General features: G+C 52.1%; 15 protein-coding genes and 2 tRNA genes. 8 read left to right on the top strand and 9 right to left on the bottom strand.

Annotation, left to right across the window (positions count from 1 at the left end; genetic code table 11):
- Window positions 1-135: 135 nt before the first annotated feature.
- From QWY27_RS05570 to tpiA, 4 genes are all read right to left on the bottom strand, one after another.
- The gene (locus QWY27_RS05570) at window positions 136-564 is read right to left on the bottom strand and encodes a universal stress protein (RefSeq protein WP_290195544.1); all 429 of its coding nucleotides are present in this window, start codon (window positions 562-564) and stop codon (window positions 136-138) included.
- A 226-nt stretch (window positions 565-790) separates the two neighbouring features.
- Window positions 791-875: transfer RNA gene (locus QWY27_RS05565), tRNA-Leu, on the bottom strand.
- A 70-nt stretch (window positions 876-945) separates the two neighbouring features.
- Window positions 946-1,479 carry a preprotein translocase subunit SecG gene (gene secG, locus QWY27_RS05560; protein WP_290195541.1) on the bottom strand — a complete coding sequence of 178 codons (534 nt, stop codon included), beginning with the start codon at window positions 1,477-1,479 and terminating at the stop codon, window positions 946-948.
- A 51-nt stretch (window positions 1,480-1,530) separates the two neighbouring features.
- Window positions 1,531-2,304, bottom strand: a complete 774-nt coding sequence (gene tpiA, locus QWY27_RS05555) for a triose-phosphate isomerase (RefSeq protein WP_435433449.1) — start codon at window positions 2,302-2,304, stop codon at window positions 1,531-1,533.
- 91 nt (window positions 2,305-2,395) lie between these two features.
- Between tpiA and QWY27_RS05550 the strand changes: the two genes are divergently transcribed.
- Window positions 2,396-2,485 (top strand) — tRNA-Ser (locus QWY27_RS05550).
- A gap of 67 nt (window positions 2,486-2,552) precedes the next feature.
- Here QWY27_RS05550 and QWY27_RS05545 read toward each other — a convergent pair.
- Window positions 2,553-3,611, bottom strand: a complete 1,059-nt coding sequence (locus QWY27_RS05545) for an ISL3 family transposase (RefSeq protein WP_290195850.1) — start codon at window positions 3,609-3,611, stop codon at window positions 2,553-2,555.
- Here QWY27_RS05545 and QWY27_RS05540 point away from each other — a divergent pair.
- Complete coding sequence (locus QWY27_RS05540; protein WP_290195874.1) at window positions 3,546-3,725, top strand: hypothetical protein; 180 nt, start codon at window positions 3,546-3,548, stop codon at window positions 3,723-3,725. The genes QWY27_RS05545 and QWY27_RS05540 overlap by 66 nt on opposite strands.
- Before the next feature lie 119 nt (window positions 3,726-3,844).
- Here the strand turns inward: QWY27_RS05540 and QWY27_RS05535 are convergent, their stop codons facing one another.
- Entirely contained in the window at window positions 3,845-4,333 is a 489-nt protein-coding gene (locus QWY27_RS05535) for a DUF411 domain-containing protein (RefSeq protein WP_290195539.1), read from the bottom strand.
- A gap of 119 nt (window positions 4,334-4,452) precedes the next feature.
- A complete protein-coding gene (locus tag QWY27_RS05530; protein ID WP_290195537.1) occupies window positions 4,453-4,773 on the bottom strand; it encodes a DMT family transporter in 321 nt (106 codons plus the stop codon).
- Between the two features lie 166 nt (window positions 4,774-4,939).
- Between QWY27_RS05530 and moaA the strand changes: the two genes are divergently transcribed.
- Genes moaA through moaC form a run of 6 tightly spaced genes read left to right on the top strand, consistent with a single transcriptional unit; the run spans window position 4,940 to window position 9,024 of the window.
- Complete coding sequence (moaA, locus tag QWY27_RS05525) at window positions 4,940-5,932, top strand: GTP 3',8-cyclase MoaA (protein WP_290195536.1); 993 nt, start codon at window positions 4,940-4,942, stop codon at window positions 5,930-5,932.
- A 55-nt stretch (window positions 5,933-5,987) separates the two neighbouring features.
- Complete coding sequence (locus QWY27_RS05520; protein WP_290195533.1) at window positions 5,988-7,211, top strand: molybdopterin molybdotransferase MoeA; 1,224 nt, start codon at window positions 5,988-5,990, stop codon at window positions 7,209-7,211.
- Between the two features lie 21 nt (window positions 7,212-7,232).
- A complete protein-coding gene (gene moaD, locus QWY27_RS05515) occupies window positions 7,233-7,490 on the top strand; it encodes a molybdopterin converting factor subunit 1 (protein ID WP_290195531.1) in 258 nt (85 codons plus the stop codon).
- Window positions 7,491-7,952: a molybdopterin synthase catalytic subunit MoaE gene (gene moaE / locus QWY27_RS05510; RefSeq protein WP_290195529.1), complete on the top strand. Its 462-nt coding sequence runs from the start codon at window positions 7,491-7,493 to the stop codon at window positions 7,950-7,952.
- Window positions 7,943-8,542 (top strand): molybdenum cofactor guanylyltransferase MobA, encoded by a 600-nt coding sequence (gene mobA, locus QWY27_RS05505; RefSeq protein WP_290195527.1) that lies wholly within the window; start codon window positions 7,943-7,945, stop codon window positions 8,540-8,542. Before moaE ends, mobA begins: the two co-directional genes overlap by 10 nt.
- The gene (gene moaC / locus QWY27_RS05500; protein WP_290195525.1) at window positions 8,539-9,024 is read left to right on the top strand and encodes a cyclic pyranopterin monophosphate synthase MoaC; all 486 of its coding nucleotides are present in this window, start codon (window positions 8,539-8,541) and stop codon (window positions 9,022-9,024) included. Before mobA ends, moaC begins: the two co-directional genes overlap by 4 nt.
- Here moaC and hemN read toward each other — a convergent pair.
- Both hemN and QWY27_RS05490 read right to left on the bottom strand, forming a co-directional pair.
- Complete coding sequence (hemN, locus tag QWY27_RS05495) at window positions 9,021-10,418, bottom strand: oxygen-independent coproporphyrinogen III oxidase (protein ID WP_290195523.1); 1,398 nt, start codon at window positions 10,416-10,418, stop codon at window positions 9,021-9,023. The genes moaC and hemN overlap by 4 nt on opposite strands.
- Window positions 10,400-11,611, bottom strand: a complete 1,212-nt coding sequence (locus QWY27_RS05490) for an NAD(P)H-dependent flavin oxidoreductase (RefSeq protein WP_290195848.1) — start codon at window positions 11,609-11,611, stop codon at window positions 10,400-10,402. The genes hemN and QWY27_RS05490 overlap by 19 nt, the downstream gene beginning before the upstream one ends.
- Window positions 11,612-12,337 lie beyond the last annotated feature (726 nt).

Here is a 12,337-nt window from a genome sequence, read left to right as displayed (position 1 = left end):
ATATTTCGGCTCGTCCTTTGAGTAACTTTGGGGCACTGGAGTAAAGAGATGATTTACACCATCTTTCTAAACTCCTGTCTGACTAGGTTAATAAGGAAGGACGGGGATTACCTCACCATCCATTCTTTGCCAACATTACTTCACCAATACGACTGGCTGCTTAGCCTGAGTCAACACGCGCTGAGCAACTGAGCCCAACAACATATCAGCGATCGCGCTTCGCCCTTTGGAACCCAGCACGATCATGTCGTACTTGCCCTTTTGGCCTTCAGCGACGATTTCCTGAGAAGCGTTGCCGGTGAGTATCACCATATTGTGCTTGATTCCCTGCTCGTTCAAAAACTTCATTGCTGGCTTGAGCTCCTTTTCGCTCAATTCGCGTAAATAGTCGGCAACCGCCTCTTTACCCACAAACGCTTTGGCATGACGAAGGCCTGCATCATCATGTACGCTGATCAGCGAGAGGCTCTTGGACTTGTCGGTACTGTTCTTCAACAAGTCTGCTGCGTACTTCACAGCGCGCATCGCATTTTTTGAGCCATCTGTGGCGACGAGAATTTTCATTATTCAGTCCTTCTTGGTTTGTAATAAGTGATCTTGCGTCAGGTTTTTTCGCCCGAGCGTGTACGTAGGCACAATATACCTAAAAGTTCTGGGCTTGGGTAATTGCGTAAAAGGAAAGCGGCCGAATGAGGAAAGCAGCTGTGAAAGAAAAGCGGGCTGTGCAAAGTATGCAAGATTTGTGGGGTGTGCAAGATATTCAAGATATGAAAACTTGCAAGACATTTTATGGTGCCGACGGCGAGACTCGAACTCGCACAGCTTTCGCCACTACCCCCTCAAGATAGCGTGTCTACCAATTTCACCACGTCGGCTTTTTATGTGGTCTTGATTAGCCAAAGATTGTAGCACGGCGCCACAATCTTTGACGTGTCGGCCAGCCCTTTAATTAGCTGCGGGTGCAGCAGGTGCAGAAGGTGCGGGGGGCGCTGCTGGAACAGAAGGCGTGGCGGGCACTGCGGGAACCGCAGGTGCGCTCGGCACACCAGGTACTGCATTAACAGGGGCTGAGGGGGCTGCAGGCGCTACGCCCGGAACACCTGAAACGCCAGGGACGGCTGGCACTGTCGGTGCTGTGGGTGCAGACGGCGCAACACCTGGGACTGCTGAACCTGCAGGCGGTGCAACTGGAGGCGTCTGCGTAAAGTTTTGCATGATGCCCGTGTCTTGTCCTGTGTTGCCGCGATTGGCCACATAGGCCAAGCCGATCGTTGAAATAAAGAACACAACGGCCGCCCACTTGGTTGCGCGCGACATGAAGTTTGCGGCGCCCGTGGCACCAAACAAACTGCCCGCCGAACCGCTACCAAAAGCCGAACCCATGTCTGCACCCTTGCCCTGCTGGAGCAGCACGAGAGAAATAATGGCTAGTGAAGACAGGATCTGCACAACAAGCAGAAGATTAAACATCCAAGACATTGAAACGCTCCGAAAACTAAATAGAGAGGAAGACTCTAGGCCGGCACTGCCCTAGGCAGCAATAGCCAGAAAATCCTCTGCAACTAAAGACGCCCCACCGACCAACGCACCGTCGATGTCAGGCATGGCAAACAAACTGGCGGCATTTGCCGCTTTCACGCTACCACCATACAAAATCTGTATTTTTTCAGCACCAATGCCCTTGAGTGCCGCACGAATCGCCGCATGCACTTCTTGGGCCTGCTCGGGAGAGGCTGTGCGACCTGTACCGATCGCCCAAACTGGCTCATAGGCAACCACCATTTTATTGACTGCATCCGCGCCGAGTGCCAAAACAGGTGCAAGCTGGCGTGCGATCACAGCTACGGCCTGACCTGCATCGCGCTCGGACAGAGACTCTCCCACACAGACGACGGGCGTCATCCCGGCTTTGAGCGCTGCTGCAGCCTTGTCGGCTACAAGCTGATCCGATTCAGCATGCATCGCTCGACGCTCCGAATGACCAACTAGTACATAACGGCATGCAAAATCATTGAGCATCGCACCAGAAACCTCGCCGGTGTAGGCACCATGGGCATGCACACTAATATCCTGAGCACCCCAAGCAATCAATGAGCCTTTCAACAATTGCGCAGTCTGTGCAAGATAAGGAAAGGGAACACAGACCCCCATCTGCGTGGAGGATGCAGTCCTTGGAGCAGCCAACAACGCGGTCAGCAACTTGGCGTTTTCGGCCAGATTGCCATGCATTTTCCAGTTACCAAGTACGAGTCGAGTGCGTGATGCAGTCATTTTGAGCGATGAATGAGAGAGCAGCAAACCCATGATTGTATCCTGTTGCCTAATCTAAAGGGGGTGCGTCGCCAATCCGCAGGAAAAATCTTGCTAAATCGTTTATGATTCAGCCCTTCTATATGGAAGCGTGGCCGAGTGGTTTAAGGCACCGGTCTTGAAAACCGGCGAGGGTTCACGCCCTCCGTGAGTTCGAATCTCACCGCTTCCGCCAAAAACTGGCTTTACTCCATTTAGGGGGGATGGGCATTGGCTCTACTCCATTTAGGGGGGATGGGCATTCACCAAACACGGTTAATTACGCCGTTCCAACCGCAATGAGCCAAGACTCTGATGCGGTAATTCTCAAAATTCCGAAACCCATACGCTCGTCTGGAAATCATCTCCATTTTATTGTGGAAACCCTCCGTGATGCTGTTCGTCTTGGAGAACCGCCACATTCGAACAATGGGTTCAATCCAGGACAGCATGGTATCAGCCAGCGCCTTGGCTGGACTTCGAACCAGCTGCCCGAGCAGCTCCATCAATCTGGGAATGAATCGCTTCGCTCGCTTGGCATTGAGTGTCTTCAGTGACATCAGCTTGTTTAAGCGATGCCGGGCGAAGTAAAGCGCCTTGAGAACAGGGTATCGCTCCAGATACTCCGTGAGCCTGACCTTCTGTGCCTTGCTCAAGTTCCACTGGTGCCGTCGCATCAGGCTGAGCAATCCCCGGTTCTTTCTGCCGACTGGATCCTGCAGCTGCCAGAGCTTGAGGAAGTGCTGGTTGATCAGCCTCACGACATGGAACCGATCTGCCACGATCTTGGCATTCGGAAAGTATTTACGCACGATCTGACGGTAGGTCTCAGACAGATCCATAACCACGATCTGCACCTGATCACGCCCTGGCAATCGGCTTAAATACTGCCTCAGACTGGCTTCGGAGCGCCCCAGCACCACGTCAAACACCTTGTGATTCTTCAAGTCCACCAGGGTGGTCGCGTAGCCCTTTCTACGGGTGAAGAAGTGCTCATCGATGCCCAGTACCCTGGGGCACGTCCTGCCTGACAGCTCGGACAGGCGTTGCTTGAGGTGGTGCTGATACCAGCGCTCCACAGTCGCACTGCTGACTCGGTGGGTCATGGAGAGCTTGCGCTGGGTGACACCCCCATCATGCGCCTCAAAGACCTCCAGCCGATAGGACTCTGTCGCACGCAACCTTGGGCGAATGCCTGCAAAACGATGTCGAAAGTAGCGGTGACAGGTTTTGCAGTGATACTTGGGCACACTCAGGTGCAGCACCATGATCTGATTGGCTTGGCGGGTGTGCTTGAGTGTGCGCCGGTGGGTGGCTTTGATCCGCAGGGCGTCACTGGCACAGTGCAGGCAGGATGGCCGCTCAGACGGCCTGGCCCAGACATGAATACTCTTCCTTCTCTCCACCCGCTGAATGACTACACCTGGCAGTCCTAGGATAGAATCAATTGGGGACATCGGTATTACCTCCATTAAACCCGTTCTTCGCAAAAACTAGTTTAATGAATACCCTTGTCCCCCCTTAATGATGAAGAGCCAAAAACTCACGAAAACAATTAGTAAGAGCTATAAATCTTAGACGTGCCGTCTTTTTGGATGAGCAAGACGTTATAAGCCTCTCGTTTGCCCCCATAAGCAGGACCATCCATCCCGGGAGAGCCAATTGGCATACCGGGAACTGCCAATCCCAATGCTGAGGGACGCTCCTGAAGTAACCGCTTGATATCAGCTGCCGGAACATGCCCCTCTATGGCATATCCCTGAACTTCCGCAGTATGACAAGACGCATATTTTGATGGAATCCCTAGTTGCATACGCTTTGCCTGATGCGGCGTATCCGCCACCTTGGTCACAAACCCATTGTTTTGCAGATGATCCATCCAGTCTGCGCAGCAACCACAGTTTGGGTCTTTCCAAACATTGATGACGACCTTTTGCTGAGCCTGCACATGCAGGGGGATCGCGCTTAGCGCCAGCAACCCTAATAGGATCGAGCGTCTAGTCAACATTTGTTCGGGCACCATGCTTTTCATCTGCACACTCATCTGTCGAGCTCCAATTTCTGTGACATATCTCTCATGCCATGACGATAGATGAATCATCCTTTCATGAGGGAATCAGTTTAATGACATGTTTGTCATAAAAAAGAATAAGGCGGACTTGCTCAACCCAGTTTCAACATCGTCACACCCATCACAATAAAAGCGATACCGACCCATCGGATGGGCAAACTCGGATCTCCAAAAAAGAATACGCCGACTGTAAACGTGCCGACTGCACCGATCGAGGTCCAGACTGCGTAGGCTGTACCGATCGGGATACCGCGCAAGGAAAACCAGAGCAGTGCCCCACTCAACGCCATACTGATGATGGCCAAGACAATCCCCCAGATCTTCATTCCCGGGATCGCGGTGATTTTCAAGCCAAGTGGCCAACCAATCTCAAATAGACCCGCTGCGAATAAGGCACCCCAGTATATATTCACGCTCACACCTAAAATTCAATAAAAACATATAGTTATAAGAACCATACCTTAAAAGGCTTGGTTAAAAGCGCCTATACCCAAGTTGTTAGAAGGGCTAGTTGATCATTCCCATTCAAAATGAGAGTACATTAAGAAAACTCGTTATGTTTTGCCGGATATAACTTTTATGACGCAAACATCTGCACCTTTAATCGACCGCTTTGGCAGAAGCATTGAGTACCTGCGCCTGTCTGTGACCGATCGTTGCGACATGAAGTGTACATACTGCCTGCCTAAAAGTTTTAAAGGCTATCAGGAGCCCAAAAACTGGCTGACCTTTGACGAGATCGAGCGTGTGGTGGGTGCCTTTGCTCGGCTGGGGACCTCGCGTATCCGCTTGACGGGCGGGGAGCCTCTGTTGAGACGGAATTTGCCTGAGCTTGCCGCACGTATCAGCGCCCTGCCCGGCATTCGGGACCTCTCACTCTCGACCAATGGCACACAACTCCCAAAACATGCTGCGGCTTTACGTGCGGCGGGCGTGACTCGCCTGAATATCAGTCTGGATAGTCTGAATCGTGAGTGTGTCACGCAAATTACCGGACGCGACACCCTGGATGATGTGATGGCTGGACTGGATGCCGCCGAACAACACGGCTTTTCACCCATCAAACTTAATATGGTGGTGATGCCTGGCGTCAATGCGCACGAAGTCGAAGCGATGACGGAGTTCTGTATCAATCGCGGATTTATTTTGCGCTTGATTGAAACCATGCCGATGGGAAGCACCGGCCTTGCCTCGGGCTACACACCACTCGGGCCTGTATTGGAACGTTTGCGTGAACGCTTCGACCTCATTCCTGAAATCAAAGAAATGGGTGGCGGTCCGGCGAGATACTGGCGCACGGCAGATGGCCGCGGACAAATCGGTCTGATTACACCTATTAGCCAACACTTCTGTGAAACCTGTAACCGGGTGCGCTTATCCGTCGATGGCACACTCTACTTATGTTTGGGTCAAGAAGAAAAAGTCGAGCTCAGGCCCTTGCTGCGCGCAGGCATCACAGATGCCGAGCTCGAGCAGACTTTGCGCGAGGGTATCGAGTTGAAACCCGAGCGGCATGAGTTCCGAGAAGCCCCCACAAAAATTATCCGCTTTATGTCCCAAACTGGGGGTTAATGCTTCCGTGCAGGTAGGTTAAAGTCTGGAATCAGTCTCACCAAAACGTATCAGTATGAAACCCAGAGCCAACCTCCTGAACTTTGAAGACGCACGCCAAACTTTGTTGGCGCATGCCACGCCCCTTCAAGCCACTGAAACACTGCCGCTGCTCGCTGCGCTCGGCCGCCCTCTCGCGCAGCCGATTTCTTCTCCCATCAATGTCCCAGGCTTTGATAACACGGCCATGGATGGCTACGCACTCCATGCGCAAGATATTCAGTCCTTGCCGGAACGTTTTCCGGTCGTTCAGCGTATCGCTGCAGGACAAACAGGTACGTTACTCGCTCCTAACACCGCAGCGCGAATTTTTACGGGCGCTCCGATCCCCGAGGGCGCCAACATCGTGGTGCCTCAAGAAAATACAGTAGAGAGCGAGGGATTGATCACGCTCACACACCCTGTCGAGCTTGGTCAACACATCCGTCGCAAGGGTGAGGATATTGCCGCGGGCAGTCTGGTACTGGCCACAGGTCAGCGTTTAGGTGCTCCGCAATTAGCAATGCTCGCTTCGATTGGCGTCGCAAACGTCACGGTATTCAAACCCTTGAAAGTCGGCGTCTTTTTTACTGGCGACGAGCTGACGGAACCCGGTCAAACCCTTGCGCCGGGAGCGATTTACAACAGCAATCGTTATGCCATCAATGGCCTGCTCGCTCAGCTGGGATGCACAGTCAAAGACTATGGAATTGTGCGCGATTCGGCGCAGGCAACACGTGAGGCGCTCAGCCGGGCCGCAAGCGAAAATGACGTCATCATCACGTGTGGCGGTGTGTCCGTTGGAGAAGAAGATCATGTTAAAGCGGCAGTGATGGCGCTTGGCAGCCTCGACTTATGGCAAATTTCCATGAAGCCTGGCAAACCACTTGCCTATGGGCGCGTTGGTCAGGCTGACTTTATCGGACTGCCCGGCAATCCGGTGAGCGCTTTTGTGACCTTTTTATTAATGGCAAGGCCCTTCTTGCTTAAACGCATGGGTGCGAGCGAGACAGCACTGAAATATCTGACTGCGACCGCGAATTTTGAATGGCCCAAACCAGATCGTCGTCGCGAGTTTTTGCGCGTCAAAATTTCGACGTCATCGACGGGCACACCCGTGCTCGATTTATGGCCCAATCAAGGCTCGGGGGTCATGAGCAGTCTGGCCTGGGCAGATGGCCTGGTTGATCTTGCGCCCGAAACAAAAATTGCACGGGGCGATGTCTTGCGCTATCTGGCTCTCTCTGAACTCCTTTACTAAGCAAACAAAGAGCCAAAGATCATGCAAATCAACATACTTTATTTTGCTCAGTTAAGAGAAAAATTTGGCGTGCCTTCCGAGATCGTTCAGACGCCCGCCTCTGTCAAAACTGCGCATGACCTGATCAAACACCTCTCTTTGCGAGGCGGAATCTGGGCAGAAACCTTTGATGGTTCTCAAGCTTTTCGCGTGGCGATGAACCAGGAAATGATCGCTCTGGACACACCTTTGACCGAAGGTGCGGAGCTTGCGATTTTCAGACCTGTTACTGGAGGCTGAATGAAAAGTCGTTTTAGCGTTGCTGTCCAGCAAGAGGACTTTGAACTTGGCCATGAGTATGCCGAGCTGTTGGCAAACGACAAGGGAATCGGTGCTGTCGTCGCTTTTGTCGGGACTGTGCGCGATCTCAACCTAGCTGATGATGTGGTCGCGCTTGAGCTTGAACACTATCCAGGCATGACAGAAAAGTCCTTAGGTAAAATTTTGGATGAAGCTGCCAAACGGTGGACTTTGCAAGCCGCTCGCATCGTTCATCGCATCGGAAAAATGTACCCCGGAGACCAAATCGTTATGGTGTTGACCGCCAGCGCACATCGAGGGGATGCCTACGAAGCCAACCACTTCATCATGGACTACTTAAAAACTGAAGCACCCTTTTGGAAAAAAGAATTTACTCCCGATGGACCACGCTGGATCGAGGCTCGAGACAGTGATGACAAGGCCGCTGCGCGATGGAAATGAAACAAGCCTACGATGCTTTAATCCTCGCGGGCGGTCGTGGTACTCGACTCGGCGGCAAAGACAAGGGATGGGTGATGTGGGAGGGCTTGCCGCTGGTCGAGCATGCTCTCTCGGTACTTTCAAAACAAACCCCGCCACCCGCGCGGATTCTCATTAGTGCGAACCGCAATGTGGATGCGTACCAACAAACCGGTCATACGGTTGTATCAGACGAGCGATCTAATTTTGTCGGCCCACTCGCAGGCATCGAAGCAGGTCTCATGCGTTGCAAAAAAAATAACTTGCTCGTCATACCTTGCGATACGCCTTTGCTACCTGCTAATTTGTTCGAAAGTCTTCAAGAGGCCTTATCAAACAATCCCGAGGCTCTCGCTGCGTATGCAACAACTTCTGAAGGACCTCAGTCCTTGTGTTGTCTCATGAAGCCGTCTGTGGCTGCCTCTCTTGGCAAGCAACTCGATGCCGGACACAGCGCAGTGCACGCATGGCTCGACACGATCAAAGCCCTACCTGTCATGTTTGATCATGCCGCATCTTTTGCCAATTTCAATACACCTGAGTCCTTGAACTCTCATCGGAATCCTTCATGACTCAAGATCTCACGCACTTTGATGCGAGTGGCCAGGCACATATGGTTGACGTATCTGCCAAAGAACAAACTCACCGGCGGGCCATCGCCACGGGTCGCATCACGATGCAGCCCGCTACATTTGCCAAACTCCTACAGGGTGATGCCAAAAAAGGCGATGTACTGGGTGTGGCCCGCCTGGCTGGCATCATGGCGGCCAAACAAACCGGCGCGTTGATTCCTCTTTGTCATCCGATTCCGCTCACACGCGTCACGGTTGATTTTGTCCCGGAAACAACGAGCTCCTCCGTCACATGCACAGCCACCTCAGAGACTGTCGGTCGTACCGGCGTAGAGATGGAGGCACTCACTGCAGCGTCGATCGCTTTGCTTACGATTTACGATATGCTCAAAGCCATCGACCGTGGGATGGTGATCGATGGTGTGAAGCTACTGGAAAAGCATGGCGGCAAGTCTGGTTCCTGGGTGGCGCAACAGCCTTAAATAACCTTGGAGTAACGCGCAGTTGTTTTGGCTTCGCGTAAATACCGGTCAAAACTCATCGCAACAATGCGCGCCAGAAAACGTCCTTTGGGCGTGATGCCAATCCGCTGCGCGCTGAGTTCGATCAGTCCATCTTCGGCAAGCAGCTCCAGCTGCTCAAGCTCTGGAGCGAAATAATGTTCAAAATCAATCTCCCATTGCGCCTCAAATCTTGGGATGATGATTTCAGATTGACACAACAAGTCATGAATGGCCGCACGCCGGAGCAGATCATCCGTGGTCATCGTCAAACCTTTGGACAATGGCAACTCTTTGCGATCAAGCGCGGCGTAATACTCCTCCAGCACACGATGATTTTGAGCATAAACATTGCCAATTCGACTAATCGCAGAAACACCTAATGCAATCAGATCGCAATCTGCCTGCGTCGCATAGCCTTGGAAATTACGCTGCAACGTGCCTGCCACTAATGCTTTGGCAAGCTCGTCTTCTGGCAAGGCAAAATGATCCATGCCAATGTAGATATACCCAGCCGCGAGTAAACGTGTGACGGCGAGTTTAAGCATCGCAAGCTTTACAGCAGGCATCGGCAGATCCGCTGACTCGATCCTGCGTTGAGGCATAAAACGCTCAGGCAAGTGGGCGTAGCTGTAGAGCGCGATACGATCCGGACGCCATTGCAAGACTGTGGTCAACGTCGCTTGCATGGTGTCGACGGATTGCTTGGGTAAGCCATAAATCAAATCAATATTGACGGAACGATATCCCAGGGATCTTCCCTCGGCCATGACACGCTCCGTGACCTCGGCGGGCTGGATTCGATTCACAGCCTTTTGCACCACAGGATCGAGATCCTGAACACCTATACTCATTCGGTTAAAGCCATGTCGCGCCAAAAGCGCCAGCGTCCCTTCGTTTAATCGCCTGGGATCAATCTCGACTGAACACTCCGCATGTTCCGTGAAGGTAAAAGAGCTTTTCAGCAACCCCATCAAACGCTCAAGCTGCTCGTTTGTCAGAAAGGTGGGCGTACCTCCTCCAAGGTGCAATTGGCTGACACGCGGAATCTTGGTAAAGCGTTTACGGACCAGCCAAATTTCCTTGGAGAGATAATCGAGATACGTATCCGCACGCGCCCGATCTTTGGTCGCGATCTTGTTACAGGCGCAGTAATAGCAAACCGTATCGCAAAAGGGTAAATGCACATAGAGCGACAAGTCTGCCTCGGGTCGCTCTGTTTGTCTGGCCTGTAAAGCATCGAGATAGGCCTGGATAGCATTGCCTTCAGTAAAACGATCCGCTGTGGGATAAGAGGTATAGCGCGGACCGCTACGATCATGCTGAGCAATGAGCGCGGGGTCAAAATCGACGGTAGCTAAGCTGGCGTTTGACATGTATATCCGTGCAGTAAGTATTCAATCAAATCTTTAACCGGTCGAATGGCATCCCCAAACGGTAGACGGCCGGCACCTCTAAAAAACAATCCTTTCTGTACATCGCCCTTCAGAGCCGCTGCAAGTTTGAGGTCGATACAAAACTGTCCCGCTTTACTGTTTCCGTCCCGCAAACCACACTGAGTCAGACAGTCCATCCGCTGCGAACAACGCCTGGGATCGGCTTTGGCAGCGGCCTGCATCTTTGGCTCATGCCGCTGGTACTGACGTAACCAATGGGTTGAAACTGCGCGCATAGGCAAGCCTGCAACACTCATCAACTCAACCATTTTTGAGGGAGTGGCCCCAAGCAACACCTGTTTGAAGTCGATGTGAGCATCGCCCTCCTCGCTCACGGCGAAGGCCGTTCCGAGCTGAACGGCATCAGCACCTGCATGCAGCCAGTGACGGACTTTTTCATGACTATCAATACCACCGGCCAGAATCAGTGGCGGGACATCTCGCCCAAGACCTAGCTCCAGAAACAGATCCTGACACTCTGCTATCACGCGTTCAAATTCAAAGCGCTCTGCGTGGATGTCTTCAATCTTGACCGCACCCAAATGACCACCTGCATGACCGGGGTGCTCAATGACGATGGCGTCCGGACGACGCCCTTTTTTTAGCCATTTTTTCATTACGATCGCGACGCCGCGGGACTCGGACAAAATCGGGATCAAGCCGACTTTAGGATAATCAGCGACCATTTCAGGCAAATCGAGCGGCAAGCCCGCCCCCATAACAATCGCATGCGCCCCGCTTTCGCAGGCCTGACGCACAAGCGCCGCATGATCACGCACGGCTTTCATCACGTTGACTGCGATCAGACCCTTGCCGTCGGCATGCGCGAGAGCAGCCTTGATTTCGCGGTCAAGGGCGATCAAATTCACCCGATCAATGATGTCACGATCGCGGACTTTTTCAGACTCTTCGAGCAAATCAGGATGATGGTGGCGCAGATCAATACTGGCAATCGTCCCCATCGCATTCTCGCGGGCGACGGCACCTGCCAGTCTATGCGCAGAAATACCGACTCCCATCCCACCCTGCACAATAGGCGAAAGGGAGCGGCCAAGAATATTGAGGTATTTAAACCAGGTGCCCGTCGAGGGCAACCAGTTGGAAAAGGTGGAACGTGTTGCGTCTTGTGTCATTGTCATGAGGAAAGTCCTTTCATGACGACTACATTAGCCTGACAGATCGCATTGGAGTGAGCGGAAGCTGGGTAAAGCTTGATCCAGCACAAACTTTAGTGGGAAAAAATGTTAACCATTTCACCGCACGATCTTGTGGTGCCCGAGCCGGAATCGATTAATTCAGATAAGTCATTGATTTTAAATGCTATTGTTAATTTTTATTTCCTTAAAGCCCCCAAATATACCCCCAAAAAAATTCCATCACACACTACAGTAAATTTAAACCCTTGGATAATCGCTACAACACTTAGGCAGCATGCCCCCCCCGGGACCAAATTTTGAAATACACCCGGGGCATGAGGACTCCACATACCTTAGATGACCCGGACGCACCCTTACTCACCGTAAATCAACAACATAATGAACAAGTGTCCTCAAGGTTTCGCCTTCAAAAAATGGCTTGGCTAGGGCTCTTTTGGTCCCGCAAATATTCACACAAAATAGCAACAAATCAAATGAGCTTTTAACTTTAAATTGAGTGAGTTTTCGAAACTTGATCAATCCAGTATGAAGACCTAAAACCTGCTCAGCAGGTCTCGAGGTAGCCTCAGGTCATGCGCCACGCAGGGCTTTTTGATTTGGGCTCATGACTGCAGCATGTGGGGTTGGCCCGGAAAAGTAATCTCAAACCGCGTTTGTTTCAAAACCTCATGACTTTTTCATACTTAGTTCCCAGCCTTGAAT

It is taken from the genome of Zwartia vadi (assembly GCF_030410375.1).
Lineage (GTDB): Bacteria > Pseudomonadota > Gammaproteobacteria > Burkholderiales > Burkholderiaceae_B > Zwartia > Zwartia vadi.
Note: the sequence above shows the minus strand (reverse complement) of the source record. Positions and strands in the feature narration are given on the sequence as shown.

What these genes read in the sequence shown, in the direction of transcription:
- QWY27_RS05570 (WP_290195544.1), bottom strand. Translation starts at nt 564, where the DNA reads ATGAAAATTCTCGTCGCCACAGATGGCTCAAAAAATGCGATGCGCGCT.
- secG (WP_290195541.1), bottom strand. Translation starts at nt 1,479, where the DNA reads ATGTCTTGGATGTTTAATCTTCTGCTTGTTGTGCAGATCCTGTCTTCA.
- tpiA (WP_435433449.1), bottom strand. Translation starts at nt 2,304, where the DNA reads ATGGGTTTGCTGCTCTCTCATTCATCGCTCAAAATGACTGCATCACGC.
- QWY27_RS05535 (WP_290195539.1), bottom strand. Translation starts at nt 4,333, where the DNA reads ATGAGTGTGCAGATGAAAAGCATGGTGCCCGAACAAATGTTGACTAGA.
- moaA (WP_290195536.1), top strand. Translation starts at nt 4,940, where the DNA reads ATGACGCAAACATCTGCACCTTTAATCGACCGCTTTGGCAGAAGCATT.
- QWY27_RS05520 (WP_290195533.1), top strand. Translation starts at nt 5,988, where the DNA reads ATGAAACCCAGAGCCAACCTCCTGAACTTTGAAGACGCACGCCAAACT.
- moaD (WP_290195531.1), top strand. Translation starts at nt 7,233, where the DNA reads ATGCAAATCAACATACTTTATTTTGCTCAGTTAAGAGAAAAATTTGGC.
- moaE (WP_290195529.1), top strand. Translation starts at nt 7,491, where the DNA reads ATGAAAAGTCGTTTTAGCGTTGCTGTCCAGCAAGAGGACTTTGAACTT.
- mobA (WP_290195527.1), top strand. Translation starts at nt 7,943, where the DNA reads ATGGAAATGAAACAAGCCTACGATGCTTTAATCCTCGCGGGCGGTCGT.
- moaC (WP_290195525.1), top strand. Translation starts at nt 8,539, where the DNA reads ATGACTCAAGATCTCACGCACTTTGATGCGAGTGGCCAGGCACATATG.
- hemN (WP_290195523.1), bottom strand. Translation starts at nt 10,418, where the DNA reads ATGTCAAACGCCAGCTTAGCTACCGTCGATTTTGACCCCGCGCTCATT.
- QWY27_RS05490 (WP_290195848.1), bottom strand. Translation starts at nt 11,611, where the DNA reads ATGACACAAGACGCAACACGTTCCACCTTTTCCAACTGGTTGCCCTCG.